General features: G+C 68.8%; 15 protein-coding genes. 4 read left to right on the forward strand and 11 right to left on the reverse strand.

Translation table 11 applies throughout. The features are described 5' to 3' along the window. A complete protein-coding gene (locus tag AC0VYM_RS27530; RefSeq protein WP_475456960.1) occupies positions 1-1,296 on the reverse strand; it encodes a L,D-transpeptidase in 1,296 nt (431 codons plus the stop codon). A gap of 340 nt (positions 1,297-1,636) precedes the next feature. Here AC0VYM_RS27530 and AC0VYM_RS27535 point away from each other — a divergent pair, with 340 nt between their 5' ends. Further along, a complete protein-coding gene (locus tag AC0VYM_RS27535) occupies positions 1,637-1,960 on the forward strand; it encodes a DMT family transporter (RefSeq protein WP_475456962.1) in 324 nt (107 codons plus the stop codon). Between the two features lie 16 nt (positions 1,961-1,976). Then, complete coding sequence (locus AC0VYM_RS27540; protein WP_378735944.1) at positions 1,977-2,549, forward strand: TetR/AcrR family transcriptional regulator; 573 nt, start codon at positions 1,977-1,979, stop codon at positions 2,547-2,549. A 5-nt stretch (positions 2,550-2,554) separates the two neighbouring features. Here AC0VYM_RS27540 and AC0VYM_RS27545 read toward each other — a convergent pair whose 3' ends face one another. The 6 genes from AC0VYM_RS27545 to AC0VYM_RS27570 all read right to left on the reverse strand — a co-directional run bounded on the left by AC0VYM_RS27545 (position 2,555) and on the right by AC0VYM_RS27570 (position 12,401). Beyond that, positions 2,555-4,576 (reverse strand): ABC1 kinase family protein, encoded by a 2,022-nt coding sequence (locus AC0VYM_RS27545; protein WP_475456964.1) that lies wholly within the window; start codon positions 4,574-4,576, stop codon positions 2,555-2,557. A 165-nt stretch (positions 4,577-4,741) separates the two neighbouring features. Beyond that, positions 4,742-6,313: a D-alanyl-D-alanine carboxypeptidase/D-alanyl-D-alanine endopeptidase gene (dacB, locus tag AC0VYM_RS27550; RefSeq protein WP_475456966.1), complete on the reverse strand. Its 1,572-nt coding sequence runs from the start codon at positions 6,311-6,313 to the stop codon at positions 4,742-4,744. 144 nt (positions 6,314-6,457) lie between these two features. After that, a complete protein-coding gene (locus AC0VYM_RS27555; RefSeq protein ID WP_475456968.1) occupies positions 6,458-8,686 on the reverse strand; it encodes an ABC transporter ATP-binding protein in 2,229 nt (742 codons plus the stop codon). Further along, complete coding sequence (locus tag AC0VYM_RS27560) at positions 8,683-9,609, reverse strand: ABC transporter permease (RefSeq protein ID WP_475456970.1); 927 nt, start codon at positions 9,607-9,609, stop codon at positions 8,683-8,685. Before AC0VYM_RS27560 ends, AC0VYM_RS27555 begins: the two co-directional genes overlap by 4 nt. Further along, the gene (locus tag AC0VYM_RS27565; protein ID WP_475456972.1) at positions 9,602-10,612 is read right to left on the reverse strand and encodes an ABC transporter permease; all 1,011 of its coding nucleotides are present in this window, start codon (positions 10,610-10,612) and stop codon (positions 9,602-9,604) included. The genes AC0VYM_RS27560 and AC0VYM_RS27565 overlap by 8 nt, the downstream gene beginning before the upstream one ends. Before the next feature lie 82 nt (positions 10,613-10,694). Continuing rightward, complete coding sequence (locus tag AC0VYM_RS27570; RefSeq protein ID WP_475456974.1) at positions 10,695-12,401, reverse strand: ABC transporter family substrate-binding protein; 1,707 nt, start codon at positions 12,399-12,401, stop codon at positions 10,695-10,697. 662 nt (positions 12,402-13,063) lie between these two features. Here AC0VYM_RS27570 and AC0VYM_RS27575 point away from each other — a divergent pair. Beyond that, complete coding sequence (locus tag AC0VYM_RS27575; protein WP_475456976.1) at positions 13,064-13,537, forward strand: hypothetical protein; 474 nt, start codon at positions 13,064-13,066, stop codon at positions 13,535-13,537. 123 nt (positions 13,538-13,660) lie between these two features. Then, complete coding sequence (locus AC0VYM_RS27580; RefSeq protein WP_475456978.1) at positions 13,661-14,275, forward strand: rhomboid family intramembrane serine protease; 615 nt, start codon at positions 13,661-13,663, stop codon at positions 14,273-14,275. A gap of 71 nt (positions 14,276-14,346) precedes the next feature. Here AC0VYM_RS27580 and AC0VYM_RS27585 read toward each other — a convergent pair whose 3' ends face one another. The 4 genes from AC0VYM_RS27585 to AC0VYM_RS27600 all read right to left on the reverse strand — a co-directional run bounded on the left by AC0VYM_RS27585 (position 14,347) and on the right by AC0VYM_RS27600 (position 18,688). Next, positions 14,347-15,267: a glycine betaine ABC transporter substrate-binding protein gene (locus AC0VYM_RS27585; RefSeq protein WP_475456980.1), complete on the reverse strand. Its 921-nt coding sequence runs from the start codon at positions 15,265-15,267 to the stop codon at positions 14,347-14,349. 196 nt (positions 15,268-15,463) lie between these two features. Beyond that, the gene (locus AC0VYM_RS27590; RefSeq protein ID WP_475456982.1) at positions 15,464-16,414 is read right to left on the reverse strand and encodes a glycine betaine ABC transporter substrate-binding protein; all 951 of its coding nucleotides are present in this window, start codon (positions 16,412-16,414) and stop codon (positions 15,464-15,466) included. 40 nt (positions 16,415-16,454) lie between these two features. After that, a complete protein-coding gene (locus tag AC0VYM_RS27595) occupies positions 16,455-17,678 on the reverse strand; it encodes an ABC transporter permease (RefSeq protein ID WP_475456984.1) in 1,224 nt (407 codons plus the stop codon). Next, on the reverse strand, positions 17,675-18,688 hold the full coding sequence (locus AC0VYM_RS27600) for a quaternary amine ABC transporter ATP-binding protein (RefSeq protein WP_475456986.1): 1,014 nt from the start codon (positions 18,686-18,688) through the stop codon (positions 17,675-17,677). The genes AC0VYM_RS27595 and AC0VYM_RS27600 overlap by 4 nt, the downstream gene beginning before the upstream one ends. Between the last annotated feature and the right edge of the window lie 257 nt (positions 18,689-18,945).

The following is an 18,945-nucleotide window of genomic DNA, read 5'->3' on the forward strand; positions in this document are numbered from 1 at the left end:
CTACAGGTCCTCGCCGTGCACGGGGCCGGGGGTCCCGTAGGTGGTCGACTGCGGTTCGGCGGTCTCGCTGCCGTCGAGCCACTCGTCCCAGGACTTCTGCCAGTAGCCCCAGCCGTTGTCCCACTCGAACTCGCGGTCGGTGCCGGTCGTGTCGAGGATGTCGCCCATCAGGGTGTTGTTGAAGAACCACTGGGCGTCGTCCATCCGCAGGTTGGTGCAACCGTTGGAGGTGTTGGCCGAGCCGATGGCACCGTTGTAGGACGCCTCGTGCACGAACTCGCCGCTGTTGGAGGTGCGGACCGCGTACTGCACGTCCACCCGGTAGGAGCCGGGGGCGTCCTCGGGGATGCCGACGGTCGCGGAGTCCATGGTGAGCTGCTCGTAGCGCTCCATCATCACGTGGGTGCCGGTCGTCGTGGTGTCGAAGCGACGGTTGGCCGCCCCGTTGCTCACCTCGATGACGCGTTCCTCTTCGCCGTCGATCTCGATGACCATCTCGTGGTCCGGCACGTGCATGGTCGCGATCAGCTCACGGCCGATCTCGAAGTCGATCTGGTAGTTGCGCACCCCGAAGACGCCCTCGGACGCCTCGACGCCCGCGAGGTTCAGGTCCACGGTGACGTTCTGGTACGGCTCCCAGTACTCCTCCGGCCGGAAGACCGCCATCTGGTCGGTGACCCAGTTCCAGGCGCCGACGGTCTCCTGCTCGGCCACCACGTTCATGGAGTTCTCGACCTGCGCCTTGTTGGTGACGGGCAGGTCGAAGTTGATCACCACGGGCATACCGACACCGACGGTGTCGCCGGAACTCGGGAAGTTGGAGACGAGTTCGAGGCGCTGCCCGGGGGCGGCCTCGTGGGTGGTGAACTCGGTGGTGAACTCGCTCTCCTCACCGGCCTCGTTCGCCGCCGTGGCGGTCACCACGATCTCCGAGCCGGGGCGCAGGTTCCAGTCGCTGACCCACTCCGTCTCGTCCTCGTTGAGGGTGCCGGTCATGTCGTAGAGGTCGCCCTCCCCGTCGCCTTCGCCCTCGGCCGCCGCCTCACCGACCACGACCTGCTCGACCTTGACGTCGGTGATGACACCGCTCTCGGCGTTCACCCGGATGGGGGTGTTGGGCGCGATCTCCTCGCTGCCGGTCTCCGGAGTGATGCTCAGCTCGGCCGGTTCGGCGTCGGGATCGGCGTTGCTCTGCGTCTCGGCGTCACCGGACGTACAGGCGGTCGCTGCGAGAGCGAGCGCCACCAGACCGATGCCGAACCGACGCGTCACCGCCGGGTGGGACTTCCCCGTCACGTCTGGACCTCCATAGCTGAAACTCGAACCCGACCTACTGCTCTGAGTAAGACGCTCCGGCACGGAAAAGGTTCTGAACTCGTGCGCATCGGTATAGAGCGGTTATCCGGGACGGTCCACCTACCGCTCCCGGAACGGCTGAGAATACACCCAGGGGGTACAGGGTCGGTCCACCGGGGGGCGGGGTTTGTGACCGTCCGGAAGCGTCTCCGCTTGCCCCTGCCATCATGCCCGACATAGAATCTTGTTCGTTCGCTCAGGTTGTTTCTCCCAGGAAACCTGTTCGATCGGACAACTTCTTCGGGGTCACTCCGACCCCACCCGTGACAAGGGGAAACGCATGCCCTGGTTCTGGCTCGCCGGAGCGATCGTCCTGGAAGTCTTCGCCACCACCTCCCTGAAACTCTCCGAGGGATTCACCCGACTCCTGCCCTCGATCTTCGTGGTCGTCGGCTACGTCGGCGCGTTCTACATGCTCTCCCAGACCCTCAACCGGGGCATGCCGCTCGGGGTCGCCTACGGGGTGTGGGCCGCGCTGGGGGTGGCACTCCTCGCCGTGATCGGGGTCCTCTTCCTCGGTGAGTCCCTGACCTGGATCCAGGTGGGCGGCATCGCCATGGTCATCGCCGGGGTCATGGCCCTGGAGATGGGAGGACAGCACTGACCGGCAAAATGGTGACGTGAGTACCAAGCCGGAGGACCCGGAGAACATCAGCGACGGCCGCCGACGCAAGGGCGAGCTGCGGCGTCGGCTGCTCCTGGACGCCACCATGAACGTCATCACGCGGGACGGCGTCGCCGCCGTCAGTCAGCGCCGGGTGGCGGCCGAGGCGGGGGTCCCGCCCAGCACCGTCACCTACTACTACTCCTGCGTCGACGACCTCCTGGTCGCCGCACTCACCAGGGTGAACGACTCCTACGTCGAGCACATGGACACCCTCCCCGACGACCCCGCCGAGGCCCTGCGCGGCTTCGCCGTCCTCATCGCGGAGGGCACCGGAACCGACCGGACCCACGCCCTGGCCGAGATGGAGCTGTTCCTCCTCGCCGCACGCCGCCCCGCCCTACGTGAGCAGACCGACCGCTGGACGGCGGCGGTGGACGCCTTCCTTGTGCCCTACCTCCCCGATCCCGAGGTCAGGGCCGGGGTGGCCGCGGCGGCCAACGGCTACTTCCTCTGCTGTTGCACCACCAGCCCCCCACCCGACGCCGACGAGGTCCACCGGGTCCTGCGCCGCCTCATCACCGGCTGACCCGGTCACCGCCTGCCCCGGTCACCGCCGTCCCGGACCATGTCCACCAGCAGCCGCAGCACGAACATCGCCGTGGCGGCCAGCAGCACCCACGCCAACAGGTTCAGCGCCTTGGTGTGCGTGGCCAGATCCGGCCAGGACACCCCCTGCGTCTCGGTGACGTTGAACAGCCCCACCGACATGAACCCCGTGACCACGGCCAGCAGCGTCATCACCGCGCGCCACACCACCGAGCGCAGGAGTCTTCGGTCCTCGGGGTGGGCGAACAACCGCGCCTGCACCGTGAACCGGCCCTTGTGCAGCTGGTCGGTGATCCGGTCCAGTCGGCGCGGCAGCCGTCTCAGCGTGGGCAGCAGGGCGATCAGCTCCGCCGACGCCATCTCCCGCAGGTTCCCCGTCCCCAGCTGCTCGGACATCCGGGCCCCGGCGTACCGCTTGGCCTCCGCCACGGTGTCGAACCCGGGCGAGAGGTGCACCAGCGTCCCCTCCAGCGTGGCCAGCGCGCGGAAGACCCCGGCCAGTTCCCCGGGCAGCACCAGCCCGAACCGGGTGACCAGCATCAGCAGCTCGGTGAACATCCGCATGCTCGCGGTGGCGCCCCCGTGCAGGTAGCGCGCCATGAACTGGCCGAGTGACCTCCGCAGCCGCTCCGCGTCGATCTCCCCCGGGTCGTCCACCACGTCCAGCAGGGTGTCGGTCAGCAGGACCGCGTCACCCCGGTCGATCGCCAGCAGCATCATCTGGAGGGCCTCCCGGGTCCTGGCGTCCAGACGCCCCACGGACCCGTAGTCCAACAACCCCACGCCGCCCCCGTCGAGCACCAGGATGTTGCCCGGGTGCGGGTCGGCGTGGAAGATCCCGCTCATCAACACCTGCTCCAGCAGGCAGTTCAGCAGGACCCTGGCGATCCGCTCCCCCTCCTCCGCCGAGAGGTCCCCGATACCCACCTGGGTCCCGTGCAGGCGCTCCATCACCAGCACACGGCGGCTGGTGTAGGCCTCGTAGACCTGCGGGATGCGCACCGCCGCACCACCCGTGGCGTCCGCGACCGCCGCGATGTTGGCGGCCTCCACCTCGAAGTCGAGTTCCTCCAGCAACGCCTCGGCGAACCCGTCGGCCAGATCGAGCACACCGATCGCGGGCCCCCAGTCGGTGTGCTCGTCGAAGCGGCGGGCCAGTCTGCGGATGATGTCCAGGTCCCGCCGGACCACCGGCACGATCCCGGGCCGCTGCACCTTCACCACGACCTCCTCGCCCCCGTGGAGCCGCGCCGGGTGGGCCTGCGCGATCGAGGCCGCGGCCAGGGGCTCGGGGTCGAACTCGGCGAAGACCTCCTCCAGGGGGCGCCCGAGCTCGCCTTCCACGCACTCGCGGATCCGCTCGAAGGGCACCCTCGCCACCTCGCTGTGCAGACGGCCCAGCTCCTCCACGAAGACCGGGGGCAGCAGGTCCCGCCGGGTGGCCAGCACCTGCCCCAGCTTCACGAACACCACCCCGGCCTCCTCCATGGACCGGGCCAGGGAACGCGCCAGTCGCCGCTGGACCGAGGTGTCCTCGATCCCCTTCCGCCCGCCCAGCACGTAGCCGCCCAGCCCGTGCCGGGCCAGGATCCACAGGATGCGCCGGTACCTGCCGAGCCGCCCGAACCAGTCGCGGGCCTCCCGGACCATGGCCAGCGGCCGGAACCGGGTGCCCCGGGGCAGCAGGAGCTCCAGGCCGACGAAGGCGAGCATGGCGCCCACCGCCATGGCGAAGAGCATCAGCGACATGTACCCGGGATCCTCCATGTCGGCCGGTTCGAGGGAGTTCAGCGCCTCGAAGCTGCCGTAGTAGGCCAGGATCGCGCCCACCGAACCCAGCGGAGCCCCGACCATCGCGGCCAGGGCCAGCCTCGGCAGGTTGAACGGCACGTCCATGAGCCGACTCGCCAGCTTGCCCAGGCCCAACAGGACCAGGACCAGCACGACCAGCGACACGACCTGGCTGACGACCATGCCGAACACCGAGGTCACGGTCAGTGATTCCATCAACGTCCTTCAGCCGGAGGAGAGGGGGGACCTTCAACACTGCCACCCCGGGGACACCGCCGACAGCCCCGATCCCCGGCCTGTGGACAACCCCGCGCCGCACTCCGCACACGCGAGGGGCCCACGGGTTTCCTCTCCCGTGGGCCCCTCTGCTCGGTCAGCGGATCAGCAGGTCAGCTCCCACGAGCACTCGATCTCGCCGCCGCCCGTGACCTCGGCGCGCTGCGCGAGCGTGCCCGTGCGGGCCTCGTTGCCCAGGTGCTCGGCAAGCCGGACCACCACGGCGTCCTGCACGCCGAGCGGGGCGCCACCGGTGTAGTCGTTGTTCACGACGCTGAAGTACAGCTCACCGCCGTCCGGGCCCTGCACGTAGCCCGACAGGGCGCTCACCCCGGACATCGTGCCGGTCTTGGCCTGGGCCGCGTTCTCGGCGGCGGTGCCGTGCATCCGGTTGGCCAGCGTGCCCCCGACGAACGGGTCGCTGTCGCCCGCCACCGGCAGCGAGTGGTGCCACACGTCGTACCAGGGGGCGTCCTGCGCGCTGTCGAGCAGGTCGACAACGGTGTTGGCGGTGACCAGGTTGCCCCGGGACAGGCCCGAGCCGTCGGTGAGGACCAGGTCCGAGGTGTCCAGGCCCAGCTGCTGGAGCGCGGTGTCCTCGGCGGCCAGCCCCGCGGCCCACGAGCCCTCGCCCGTGACCTCGCGGCCCAGGGTCTTGGTGAGCATCTCCGCGTGCCCGTTGTTGCTGAACTTCATGAGGGGGACCAGGACCTCGCCCAGCGGCATGGAGGTGTGCTCGCCCACGACCTCGGGGTCCTGCCACTCGGCGGGCACGTCGCCCTGGGCGACCTCGCCGTTCACGGTGACCCCGTTCTCCTCCAGGGCCCGTGCGAACAGGTGCCCGGCGAGTCCGGCGGGCTCGTCCACGGTGCGCAGCGCCACCACCGGGTCGGCGTTCTCCGACAGCGACCCGGTCACCTTGATGGTGTTGGTGCCCACCGGGCGGTCGATCGTGATGCCCTCGCCGCCGTCGGCGGGGGCCGTGACGGCCTGGTTGTCCAGCTCGACGTAGCCGTCGGCGGCACCCAGGTCCACGTTGACGGGGTCGCCCTCGGCGGCGCCCGTGACGGTCACCTCCGTCACGCCGGTGTCGTGGCGCTCGCCGTGCGCCACCGTGAGCGCGGAGATCTGCGCGGAGTAGGCGTACGGCTCGTCCTCGGGCCACCAGTCGTCCACGAGACGCTGGTCGTCGAACCACGAGTCGTCGGCGTACAGCTCACCGACCGAGGTGATGCCCGATGCGGCCACGTCCGCGGCGATGGCGTCGAGGTCCTCCGCGTTCAGGGTCGGGTCGCCGCCGCCGACCAGGTACAGCTCCGGCACGTCGCCCCGGCCCGGCTCCGCCACGACGGCCTCGGTCCCGAAGGTGTGCTCGGCTCCCAGCACCTCCAGGGCGGCGGCGGCCGTGAAGATCTTCGTGTTCGAGGCGGGCAACAGCTGGGTGTCCGCTTCACGCGAGTACAGCACCTCGCCGGAGTCGGCGTCGGTGACCACCACACCGGAGGTCGCGCCCTCCAGGGCCGGGTCCGCCAGGATGGCGTCGAGGTCGGCGCGCAGGTCGGCGGCGCGTTCACTCTGGTCGGCGGTGTCGGCCCACGCGGGTACGACCGGGGCGAGGGCCACCAACGGAGCGGCGGCGAAGGCGGTCAGCCATCGTCGGGGGGTAGTGGGGGTCATCTCTCTCCTCTGGGAGTACCGATCAGGAGAACCTAGCCGACGGTCGTCCGCACCGCCACAACACGACCGGCGATTCGGCCGTGACGCCCCGAAGCGGGGCACACACGCACGAGGCGGGCCGGGAGACCCCGACCCGCCCCGTGCCTAGATGAGCTCGATCGCCTTCGAGTAGTGGCACGCGTCCCGGTGCCCGGTGCCCCGGTCCCTCAGCTCCGGCGGCTCCTCCACGCACTTGGTGCGCTCCGCGTCCGAGAGCTCGTTGGCGAACTTCGGGCAGCGCGTCCGGAACCGGCAGCCCGAGGGCGGATCGGCCGGGCTCGGGATGTCACCGGTGACGGTGATCCGCTCCCGGGTCCGCTCCTTGACCGGGTCCGGCAGCGGGATCGCCGAGATCAGCGCCTGGGTGTACGGGTGCGCCGGCGAGCTGAACAGCTGGTCCGTCGTGGCCGTCTCCACCATCTTGCCGAGGTACATCACGGCCACACGGTCCGCGATGTGCTTGACCACCGACAGGTCGTGCGAGACGAACAGGTAGGACAGCCCCAGCTCGTCCTGGAGGTCCTCCAGCAGGTTGATCACGCCCGCCTGGATGGACACGTCCAGCGCCGAGACCGGCTCGTCCAGCACCAGCACCCGGGGGTTGAGCGACAGCGCCCGGGCCACGCCGATGCGCTGCCGCTGCCCGCCGGAGAACTCGTGCGGGTACCGCGACCCGTGCTCGGGGTTGAGCCCCACCAGTTCGAGGAGTTCGGACACCCGCTTCCGGGCGTCCCGGTGCCCGGTCCCGTGGATGCGCATGGGCTCCGCGATGATGTCCGCGACCGTCATGCGCGGGTCCAGGGAGGCGAAAGGGTCCTGGAACACCAGCTGGAGGTCCTTGCGCAGCGGCCGCATCCTGCGGTCGGACAGCCCGTGCAGCGGCTGACCCAGGTAGGTGACCTCGCCCGAGGTGAGCTTGATCAGGTTCAGCAGCAGTCGCGCCGTCGTGGACTTTCCGCAGCCCGACTCGCCCACCAGCGCGAGGGTCTCCCGCTCGCGCAGGTCCAGGGAGATCCCGGAGACCGCCTGCACCGCGCCGACCCTGCGCCTCAGCAGCCCCTTGGAGCGGATCGGGAAGTGCTTGACCAGGTCGGTGGCGGTGAGCAGGACCTCGGGTCCGGCCGCGCCGGAAGCCTCTCGGTCGCTCTCCGCGTCCAGCTCCCCCAGGTACTCCTCGCGGGCCTCGGCCACCTGGGACTCGGCGGCCTCCACCTCGGCCACGGACCCCACGCCCTCGGTGTCCACGGAGGTCGCCCGGAACAGGTCGCCCGCCTCCGCGCCGACCAGTTCCTCGCTGAAGTGGCAGGCGGCGGTGTGCCCGGAGAGCCCGTCGCCCGTCCCCCTCTCCGGTGCCCCGTTCTCGATGACCAGCAGTCGGGGCTCCTCCTCGTGGCAGCGCTCCCTGGCCATGGGACAGCGCGGCGCGAACCCGCAGCCCCCCGGCAGGTCCCGCAGCGAGGGCGGGGTTCCGAGGATGGGGGTGAGCCGGTCGCCCCGGTCGCCGTCCAGACGCGGCAGCGACCCGAGCAGCCCCAGCGCGTAGGGCATGCGCGGCCGGTAGAAGACCTCCTCCACCGACCCCATCTCCACGATCCGGCCCGCGTACATCACGCCCACCCGGTCGACCTGCCCGGCCACCACGCCGAGGTCGTGGGTGATGAGCACCAGGGCGGCCCCGGTCTCCTGGCGGGCCCGCTGGAGGGCGTCCAGCACCTGCGCCTGGACCGTCACGTCGAGCGCCGTCGTGGGCTCGTCCGCGATGATCACGTCCGGGTCGTTGGCCATCGCGATCGCGATCACCACGCGCTGGCGCATACCGCCGGACAGCTCGTGCGGGTACTGCCTGAGCCGCTGCTCGGGGGAGGGGATGCCCACGATCTCCAGCAGCTCCAGCGCCCGCGCCATGGCGACCTTCTTGCCCACCTTGCGGTGGGCGAGCACCGCCTCCGCGATCTGGTAGCCGATCGTGTAGACGGGGTTGAGCGAGGTCAGCGGGTCCTGGAAGATCATCGCGATCCGCTGTCCCCGGACCTCGCTGATCCGCTTGTCGTCGAGCCCGATGATCTCCTGGCCCAGCAGCCGGGCCGAACCCTCCACCCGCGCGTTCCTGGGCAGCAGGCCCATGATCGCCATGGACGTCACGGACTTGCCCGACCCCGACTCCCCCACGATGCCCAGGGCCTCGCCCCGGCGCACCTTGTAGGAGACCTGCCGGACCGCGGGCAGCGGGCCGTCGTCGGAGGGGAAGGTGACGCTGAGGTCGCTGACCTCCAGCACCACGTCGTCGGTGTCCGCCACGGCGGTGTGTCCCTTGTTCTCGTACTCAGTCGTCATCGCCGCACCCTGGTCTGTCGTGGGTCGAGGGCATCTCGGAGGCCGTCACCGATGAAGTTGATCGTCAGACAGATCAGCACCAGCAGCACACCCGGCGGATAGAACAGCCACGGGCGCGTGGACACCGCCGTGCGCGCGCTGCCGATCATCTGGCCGAGCGAGATGTCCGGCAGCTGGATGCCCAGCCCGAGGAAGGACATGCCCGCCTCCGCGAGGATGGCCACCGCCACCAGCAGGGTGGCGGCGACGATGATCGGCCCCGCCGCGTTGGGCAGCAGGTGCCGGAGGATGATCCACGGCGCCGAGGCCCCCGACGCGCGGGCCGCCTCCACGAACTCCTGCTCCCTCAGGGACAGGACCACGCCGCGCACCACGCGGGCGATGGTGGCCCACGAGAAGATCGAGATGATCAGCGCGATGGCGGACCACGAGGTCCCGGCCCCGCTGTTGCCCGCGATCGCCGCGGCGGCCACGAGCAGCGGGACGATCAGGAAGATGTCCACGACGCGCATCATGAACGCGTCCACCCGGCCGCCGTAGTAACCGGCCGTGGCACCCCACACGGAGCCGACCGCGGTGGACAGCAGCGAGACGGTGAAGGCGACCTTCAGGGTCTGCTGGGCGCCGCGCATGAGCTGGCCGAGGACGTCGTGTCCGGCGGCCGAGGTGCCCAGCGGGTGGACCCCGGACGGCGGCTGGTTGCTGGGGATCTCCTTGTAGACCGTGTGGTCCCAGGTCCAGAGGAAGGGTCCGACGAACGCGAACAGGGCGATGATCGCCAGGAGCACCAGGCTGATCATCGCGGGCCGGTGTCGGGTGAACCGGATCAGGATGGTCTGGAGCTGGGTCTGGTCGGCGCTGCTCTTCTTCCGCTTCTTCGCCGGGTCACGGCGCGCGCTCTTCGACATGCCGTTCTCACTCATAGCGAATCCTCGGGTCCAGCACGGCGTACAACAGGTCGGCCACCAGGTTGGCCAGGATGACGATGGTGCCGCTGAGCAGCAGCCATCCCATCAGCGCGAAGGAGTCGTTGTTGTCCACCGCGGTGATGAAGAAGTCACCCAGACCGCGCCACTGGAAGACCACCTCGGTGAGGATGGCCCCGTCGATGACGCCCGCGACGCCGATCGCCACCACGGTGGTCAGCGGGATGAGCGCGGTGCGCAGCGCGTGACGCCTGATGACCGTGTGGTTGCGCAGCCCCTTGGCCCGGGCCAGGCGCACGTAGTCGCTGTTCATCACCTCCAGCATCGAGGTGCGCTGGTAGCGGCTCCACGAGGCGAAGCTGATCAGCATGAGCACGATGGTGGGCAGCGCCATGTGCGCGAAGGCGTTGAGGAACTGGTCCCACAGCGGCGCGCCCTCGGCTCGGAACCGCCCGTCACCGATGGTGGCGAACACCTGGTCGCCCACCAGCTGGTTGAACTTGACCCCCGCCGCCTGCATGATGCCCGCGAACCAGAAGGTCGGCAGTGCCAGGGCGAGGAAGCCGACGAACGTGAGGGTGTAGTCCAGTTTCGAGTACTGGCGCAGCGCGCTGATCACACCGGTGATGATCGCCAGGCCGAGCGCGAAGACCATGGACGCGCCCACCAGGCGCAGGGTGGTCCACAGGCGTTCCGCGATGGCCGCACCGATGTCGTAGTGGGGGCCCTGGGTGGAGGGCCCGAACTCTCCCTGGAGCAGTCCGATGTCGCCGTTTCCGCCGATTCCGGTCACCCACAGCCAGTACCGCTCCGGCATGGAGCGGTCGAGGTAGAGCCGCTCCTCCGCCTGTTGCAGTACTTCCTCTGTGGGCGGTGGCTGGGCCATCCGGACGTCGGCGAGCGGGTCACCGGAGATGTCGATCATCACGAAGGTGAGGATGGATGCGAGGACCAGGACGGGGAGCGCGCCCAGGATGCGCCGCATCGTGTAAACGAGCATGGGAGTGATCCTTCAGGGGTGGACGAGGACCGGTCCGGCCCCGGGAGGGTGTCCCGGGGCCGGACCTGGGTGGTTCGCCGGACTAGCTGGCGACGTCCCACTCACCGATGTTGTACGTGGCTCGGTAGCTGGACTGAAGGTTGTCGTGCACGTTCACGAGGCGGTCGGAGTTGGCGAAGAAGTAGTTCGGCTCCGCCATGATCGGGAGGACGTAGGCCTCCGGGACCAGGATCTCCATGGCCGCGTTGGCGTGCTCGGCGGCGGTGTCGAGGTCGGGGGCGTTGGCCACCTGGCCGACCAGTTCGTCGACCTCGTCGTTGGCGTAGCCGCCGAAGTTGCTGCCGCTCTCGGAGCTCCAGTACTGCTCCGGGACGGAGACGAAGTACGGGGAGCCGGACCAGCCGTACTGGACGATGTCGTACTCCGCCGCGGCGAGCATCCCGCCCAGGTCGTCGGTCATCTCGATGTTGGTGGTGATACCGAGCTCGGAGAGCTGGGCCTGGATGAGCTGGACCGAGGTGTTGCGCACGGTGGAGTCGGTGCTGCGCAGGCGGAACGGGCCGATCTCCTCACCGTCGAGGGTGAGGGTCCCGCCGTCGAGCTCGTAGCCAGCCTCCTCGAGGATGCCCTTGGCCTCGTCGAGGTCACCGGTGCCCTGGGGCTCGTCCGCGAAGTGGTCGACGAAGTAGGGGCTGTCGTTGCCGAAGACGTGGTTGTTCTTCAGCTCGTACTCCGGGTAGCCGGCGCCGAAGTTGCGGTTAGCGATGTCGTCCCGGTCGATCGCGGTGAAGATGGCGCGACGCAGTTCGACGTCCTGGAGCGCCTCGTTCTTCAGGTTGAGGTCGACGTGCTCCCAGGTGGCGCCCTCGGCGACGGTCAGCTCGGCGTTGGCGATGTCCTGGAGCTGGAGGATCACGTCCTCGCTGTAGTCGGCCGGGTTGGCCCCGTCGATCTCGTTGTTGACGAAGGCGTTCACGAAGGTGCCCTCGTCGGTGTTGTACGGCATGGTGATCTTGTCGAGCGGGGGCGCGTCACCGAAGTAGTTCGGGTTCGGCTCCTTGACGACCTCGTTCTCCAGGTCGCCCGCGGTGATCTGGTACGGGCCGCCGGACCACTCGGGGCGCTCCGCGTGCAGCCAGTCGTAGTACTCGCCCAGCTGGTCGGGATCGTCGACGTCCCAGCCGTTCTCGTCGGCCAGGTGGGCGGGCAGGAAGCCGCCGGACTGGCTGTGGGCGTCGAACAGCCCCATCCACTCCGGGTCGGCCAGCCCCTCCTTCAGCTTGAAGGTGGCGGTCTTGCCGTCGACCTCGACCGACTCGACCTTGTCGTTGCTGGCCGCGGCGCGGGGGTCGCAGCCGCCGCAGTAGCCCTCGTCGGGCGAGGTGCCGAGCATCCAGGAGACGCGCAGGTCCTCACCGGTCATCGGCTCGCCGTCGCTCCACACGGCGTCCTCGGCGAGGGTGATGGACCACTCGAACGGACCCTCGTCGGGGTCGTCGTTGATGAGCTCGGGCTCCTCCGCGAGGACGTTCATGTCGTACTCGTAGGTCGCGTCCGGCTGCCACTGCCCGGTGTAGGGGAGCACACCGGAGAGCATCTGGATGACGTAGACGCTGCCGCCCGCGAGGCTGGTGGCCTGCCAGGCGCCGGGGAGGCTGTTGATGACCCAGGTGACCTCCTTGGCTCCGCCGTCGCCACCGTCACCCCCTCCGCCTCCGCAGCCGCTGGCCACCATGACCGCTGACGTCGCCGCGGCGGCGAGTGCCAACGTCTTTCGGCGCTTGAACATAGTCACACCCTTGATCACTCATGCGAACAGGCCACGGGTTGGTGCCCACGGGGCACAACCCACCAAAACTAGGCGATTAGTCGATTAGAAGACCATTAAGGGAAATGTCTGTATAGCCCCAATGCCGGTTTCGTGACCCATCCGCAACCGGCCCGCGCTCCCGCACGCCAGAACGGGTCACGAACTCTCAATACACCGGCAACAACCAGGACATCCCCACATCATGCCAGGTCAAGCGGACAACTGGAACAGGGGCCCAGGTGAGCGGGATTCGGACACACCGGAAAAGCATTGGGGATCAATCAAGGACTTCCACAGCAAAAGCACAAACGTAAACGCCGTTTAACTACGGCCTCGGCGCACGCAACTACCGAGAGAGAACAGGACAAACAACTCAAACTTCACATGCGACTCAATACATACACCCGGAGGCATCTAATGCCCCCTGCCCCACCCTCGCCTTTCCTGGCGAGATATTCATGGGACAACCCGATCATCACTTCACCAAAGGGGACACGGGGGAGGAAACCTCCTTGCGCCTGTCCTGAACCCCACGCGCGAACCGACCGAAACCGCGATGCTTGCACCCGCGAAGCGGATAGGGTTCCCAGTGACGACCTCCGTCATCCTCAGCGCCCCGCCCAGCGAGAGAGGCATCCGCCGTGTCCGAACCGGTCCGCCTGGTCTGCCCCGTAGGCCGCAAGTACGTGGAGCTGTGGGGTGGTTACGCTCTGGTGGCCCTGGGCGTCGTGGTCGTGGCCGTCGACCCCACGCACTGGGCCAACATCGTGCTCGGCGTCATCCTCGTGCTCCTCGGCGCCGCCTCGGCCGTCGACGGACACCGGATCAAGGCCCCGGTACTGGAGGTCACCGAGGACGAGTTCCGCTACCGGCGCGGCGCCTACGTCGTCCGGGTGCCCTTCGTCGACATCGGCTCCTACTACGTACTCCCCGGCCGCATCCGCTCCCTGGGCCTGTGCGACCACACCGGGCGCCCCAAGCGCTTCCCCTCGCTCAAGAGCCGCCGGACCTCACGCACCTACCTGCCGCTGACCGGGATGACCAACCCGGCGAGGGTGGAGGCCTTCATGGCCGTGGCGGGCATCCCCCCGCGCAAGCGCTCGCTCTCCTCCTGACGTCCGAAACCCCACCCCGAGCGGTCACGACAGAGCAGTCATCTGTGAACACAACAGATCATTTCGCCCACACGCGCCTCAGGAACATACCGACGCAAGGCAGCTTCATCTAGTCTCGATGGGGTGAAGCAGTCCAGAATCACCGCCATCCTGACCGTCGCGGGGATGCTCGCGGCCATGTGGGTCCTCGAGATCCTCGACACCCCGCTCGGGGGACACCTCGACCGGCAGTTCGGTATCCAGGCCCGCAACGCCGACGCACCCTGGACCGTGCTGACCGCGCCCTTCATGCACGGCAACTTCGCCCACCTGATCGGCAACTCACTGCCGTTCCTGGTGCTCGGAGCCCTCGTCGCCTTCAGCGGCCTGGGCCGGTTCCTGCTCACCACGCTGATCGTCGCCGTCGTCAGCGGCGTCGGCGTGTGGCTCTTCACCCCCTCACACGTCGTGACGGTGGGAGCCAGCGGGCTGGTCTTCGGCTACTTCGGCTACACGGTGCTGCGCGGCATCATCGAACGCCGGACCGTCGACATCGTCATCATGATCTGCGTGGTCATCTTCTACGGAACGATGATCTGGGGGGTCCTGCCCCAGCACCCCGGAGTCTCCTGGCAGGCGCACCTGTTCGGCTTCCTGGGCGGGCTCCTGTCCGCCTACGTGCTGCCCAGGCGCGACAAGCCGGGCCAGGCCAACCAGGGGAGCATCGGTGGCGCCCAGGGCGGCTACTACGCCCCCTGATCCCACACGCACCGCACACGACGGGGCCGCCTCCCCTCCGGGAGACGGCCCCGTCGTCGTGTCCGGACCGGTCAGAACTCCAGGCCCTCGGCGGCCTCCATCAGCGTGCGCTCCAGGAACAGCGGGTTCTGGGCGAGCCACTGACGCGCGCCGGCGGCGGGGTCGGTGACCCCGGGGCCGACCGTGAGGGCCTCCAGGGAGGCCAGCTCCTCGTCGTCCATGGTCCAGTCGCGCATCCACCCGGCCAGCTCGGGGTAGTCCTCGGCGAACCCCGCGCGGCCGATCGAGTGCAGCCCCTCGGTGCCGCCCATCCCGCCCTGCGGGTCCTCGAGGTCCCGTAGCTCGTACTGGGCGTAGGCCGGGTGCGGACGCCACAGCGTCACGACGATCGGCTGCTCCTCAGCGATCGCCGCGTCCAGCCGCTCCATCATCCCCGCGCCCGACGACGTCTCCAGCTCGAAGCCCTCGTCCAGCCCGTACAACGGCATGGCCTGGTCCCGCGTGACCTGGGTCAGGCCCGCGCCCGGCTCGATGCCGACGATGGTGCCCCCGAGTTCGTCGGCGTGCGCCGGGAGGTCGTCGATCTCCCGCACGCCCTCCATGTACTCCGGGACCGCGAGCGTGAGGACGGCGTTGTCGTACCAGGAGCCCAGGCTCTCGATGCTGTCCCGGTGCTTCTCCATGTACTCGTGGTGGGTGACCGGGAGCCACATGTCGAGGTACAGGTCGAGATCCCCGTCGGCCACCCCCTGGAAGGCCGGGGCGACGTCGACCTCGGTCACGGTGACGTCGTAGCCCTTCTCCTCCAGGATCGCCTCCCACATGTGGGTGACCGCGACGGCCTCCTCCCAGGGGATCAACGCGATGTCGACCTCCCGGAGGTCCTCACCGGCGTCCGCCCCGTCGGAGTCCCCCGAGCAGGCGGACAGCAGGAGCGCACCGCTCAGACCGGCGGCGGCCAGTCCCGTTCCTCGGCTACGACCGACCTTCATGTAATCGTTTCCCTCGCTACGCACACGTGCGGAGCCGACCGAAGAGAGGGGAGCCCGAGGGGGCCATCGGTACGGCTCCGGAACTTCGCCCAGACGAAGGCCGCCCCCACACTCGGTGAAGGCGGCCGTCATCGTATGTCTACCCCATCAAAAGGGGCGAGTGGTACACCCCGTGACGGGGGACACACTCTGAGTCCTAGAAGTTCAGGCCCTCGGCGTCGTCGCCCAGGGTGCGCTCCAGGAACTCGGGGTTGTCGGCGAGCCACTGGCGGGCGCCGGCGTCGGGGTCGTCGACGTCGTCACCGACGGTCAGCGCCTCCAGGCTGGCCAGCTCGTCGTCGCTCATGTCCCAGCCCTCGAGCCAGGAGGCGAGCTGCGGGTAGTCGTTGGCGAAGCCGTCACGGCCCACCGCGTGGATCGTCTCGGCGTCGCCCATGAGGCCCTCGGGGTCCTCGAGGTCCTTCAGGTCGTGCTTGGCGTAGGCCGGGTGCGGACGCCACAGCGTCACGACGATGGGCTCCTCGTCGGCGATCGCGGAGTCCAGCTCGGCGAGCATCGCCGCACCGGAGGAGGTGACCAGCTCGAAGTCGTCGTCCAGCTCGTAGCCCGGCATCGCGGAGTTCTGGGTGGTCTCGGTGAGACCGGCGCCCGGGTCGATGCCGACGATCCGGTTGTCCAGCTCGTCCGCGTGGTCGAGCAGGTCGGGGATCGAGTTGACGTCCTCCATGTAGGTGGGGACGGTCAGCGTGAGGATCGCGTTGTCGTACCAGGAGCCGAGGTCCTCCAGCTGGTCCCCGTAGTCGTCCCAGTACTGCTGGTGGGTGGCGGGCAGCCAGGTGTCGAGGAACAGGTCCACGTCGCCGTTGGCGGCGCCCTGGTACATCGGGGCGACGTCGACGTCGGTGACCTCGACGTTGTAGCCCTTCTCGCCCAGGATGGCCTCCCACATGTGGGTGACCGCGATCGCCTCCTCCCAGGCGATCAGCGCGATGTTGACGTCCTGGAGGTCGTCACCCGTGCCCGAACCGCCCTGGCCCTCGCCGGAGCCGCCGGTCAGGTCCTCGCCGTTGCCGCCACAGGCGGTCAGGAGGAGCACCCCGCTCATACCGGCCGCGGCCAGGCCCATCATGCGCTTACGGCTGTACATCTGGATTCCTTCCATCAGGACTGCTCGAAAAAGACCGGTGTCAGGAACTGCTGACCCTGGCCTGAGGACTCTTGCGGGTGACGGCGGCGGTCAGTCGGTCCAGGAAGATCGCCAGGATGACCACGGCGATTCCGGCCTCGAAGCCCAGCGCGCCGTCGTTGCGGGTGATGCCCTGGTAGACCTGGCTGCCGAGGCCGCCCGCGCCGACCATGCCCGCGATGACGACCATCGACAGGCCCAGCATGATGACCTGGTTGACGCCGGCCATGATCGTCGGCAGGGCGAGCGGGAGCTGGATGCCGGTGAGGATCTTGCGCTTGGGCGCGCCGAAGGCCTCACCCGCCTCGACGAGCTCCTTGTCGATCTGCCGGATGCCGAGCTCCGTCAGGCGCACACCGGGCGGCATCGCGAACACGATGGTCGCGACCACACCGGGCACCGCGCCGATGGAGAAGAAGAAGATCGCCGGGATCAGGTAGACGAACGCCGGGAGCGTCTGCATCAGGTCCAGGACCGGCTTGGCGACCTTGCTGACGTAGTCGTTGTAGGCGGCCAGGATGCCGATCGGGATCGCGATGACCACGGCGATGAGGCTGGCCACCAGGACCAGGCCCAGGGTGTCCATGGCGTTGGTCCACTGGCCCACCGAGGCAACGACGGTCAGGGCGACCAGCGCGAAGACGCCCAGGCGCCACCCGGCCACCGAGAGCGCGAGCAGGCTCAGCAGCAGGATCATCAGCAGGGACATCGGGTTGGTGACCAGCATGGGCAGGACCAGCCAGCCCAGCAGCACCAGCGCGAGCCAGCCGCCCGCGACGATCCCCGTGCGCACCCGGTTGGCGCGGTCCACCAGGCCCAGGGCCGCCGTCGCGATCAGGAAGACCAGCGAGACGACGAAGGTGGGCTCGACGTTGGTGTCGAACAGGTTCATGGCCCAGACGAAGAGCCCCGGAACGCTGTTGATGAAGCCGGTCACCAGGGAGAACTGCGCCTCCGCGATGTACAGGAGGGAGATCACCACGACGATGGCGAGCAGCGGCACCCGGCGCGAGCGCACCAGCGGGACCGCGATGATCACGGCCGCGATGAAGGCGAGCTGTCCGGCCGCCGGTTCGACGAAGAAGGACGACAGGACCGAGACGGCCCAGCGGATGAAGTCGCCGGTGAGGTCGAAGAACAGCCCGAAGTTGCTCTTCAGCCAGGAGTTGAACGCCTCGAAGCCGTCACCGATGGGCAACGACGGAGGGAAGTTGACGGGGGTCACTTGGCCACCTCCTGGACCAGTGCGGCGAGCACCGACTCACGGGTGACCATGCCCAGCACCTCGTCGTCGGCCGAGACCACACGGAGGCGGTTCTCGGTGGCGACGCTGGTGAACAGGTCAGCGACCAGAGTGTCCGCGGCAACCTGCGGGGCGCCGTCGTCGACGGCGACGTCCGCGAGCGCCTCGGCGGCGGTCAGCACGCGACTGCGGTCCACGTCCTCCACGAACCGCTCGACGTACTCGTTCGCGGGCGAGTTCAGGATCTCCGACGCCTCACCGATCTGGGCCACGCGACCGTCCCGGAGCACGCAGATCCGGTCACCGAGGCGCATGGCCTCGTTCAGGTCGTGGGTGATGAAGATGATGGTCTTGCCCAGCGTCTCCTGGAGCTCCAGGAGCTGCGTCTGCATGTCCCGCCGGATCAGCGGGTCGAGCGCGCTGAAGGCCTCGTCCATCAGGATGATGTCGGTGTCGGCGGCCAAGGCGCGGGCCAGGCCGACGCGCTGCTGCATGCCGCCGGAAAGCTGCTGCGGGAGCTTGTCCTCCCAACCCTCCAGCCCCACGAGGGCGAGGGTCTCCTTGGCCTTGGCGTAGCGCTCGGCGCGGGAGAACCCGCGCAGCTCCAGCCCGTAGGCGGCGTTCTCCAGCACCGACCGGTGGGGAAGCAGGGCGAAGTGCTGGAAGACCATGCTGATCTTCTCGCCCCTGAGCTTCAGCAGGTTCTTGCGGCTGAGCGTGGTGATGTCCACGCCGTCGATCTCGACGGAGCCGGACGTGGAGTCGAGCAGTCCGTTGAGCATGCGGATCAGGGTGGACTTCCCCGAACCCGACAGGCCCATGACGACGAAGATCTCGCCGGGTTGGACCTCGAAGGACACGTCGATGACGGCTGCGGTCACGTCGAGGTCGGCGATGGTGTCACGGTGACTGCCGTCCGCGAGCCGTTCCACGGCCGCCTTCGACTGCTTACCGAACACCTTGTACAGGTGGTCTGCGCGTACTACTGGCACGGTCTCCTCTAAGGGGCTGTCCCTGTCGCGAGGCCGGGCCGGGTGTGTGCACCCAGCGCTCGACCTGCGGTTACCTCAGGTAGCCGGTCCGCGCAGAGCCCCCTCCGTGCGCGCCCGAATCGGGCGAAACCACTACCTGGTTCACGTCGGGGCGCCACCTTACCGAGATATGAACGCACAGTTCAGGCGGCATGTCACTACCAGATAACGTGTTTAACCGCCATAAAACCCGTCTGCCGACCTGCGGCAAGGGATGG

Source organism: Nocardiopsis sp. iso_237, from assembly GCF_056173345.1.

Bases quoted from the DNA above. Each gene is read 5' to 3' on its own strand.
- AC0VYM_RS27535 (WP_475456962.1), top strand. From the start codon at position 1,637: ATGCCCTGGTTCTGGCTCGCCGGAGCGATCGTCCTGGAAGTCTTCGCC.
- AC0VYM_RS27545 (WP_475456964.1), bottom strand. From the start codon at position 4,576: ATGGAATCACTGACCGTGACCTCGGTGTTCGGCATGGTCGTCAGCCAG.
- dacB (WP_475456966.1), bottom strand. From the start codon at position 6,313: ATGACCCCCACTACCCCCCGACGATGGCTGACCGCCTTCGCCGCCGCT.
- AC0VYM_RS27555 (WP_475456968.1), bottom strand. From the start codon at position 8,686: ATGACGACTGAGTACGAGAACAAGGGACACACCGCCGTGGCGGACACC.
- AC0VYM_RS27560 (WP_475456970.1), bottom strand. From the start codon at position 9,609: ATGAGTGAGAACGGCATGTCGAAGAGCGCGCGCCGTGACCCGGCGAAG.
- AC0VYM_RS27565 (WP_475456972.1), bottom strand. From the start codon at position 10,612: ATGCTCGTTTACACGATGCGGCGCATCCTGGGCGCGCTCCCCGTCCTG.
- AC0VYM_RS27570 (WP_475456974.1), bottom strand. From the start codon at position 12,401: ATGTTCAAGCGCCGAAAGACGTTGGCACTCGCCGCCGCGGCGACGTCA.
- AC0VYM_RS27585 (WP_475456980.1), bottom strand. From the start codon at position 15,267: ATGAAGGTCGGTCGTAGCCGAGGAACGGGACTGGCCGCCGCCGGTCTG.
- AC0VYM_RS27590 (WP_475456982.1), bottom strand. From the start codon at position 16,414: ATGTACAGCCGTAAGCGCATGATGGGCCTGGCCGCGGCCGGTATGAGC.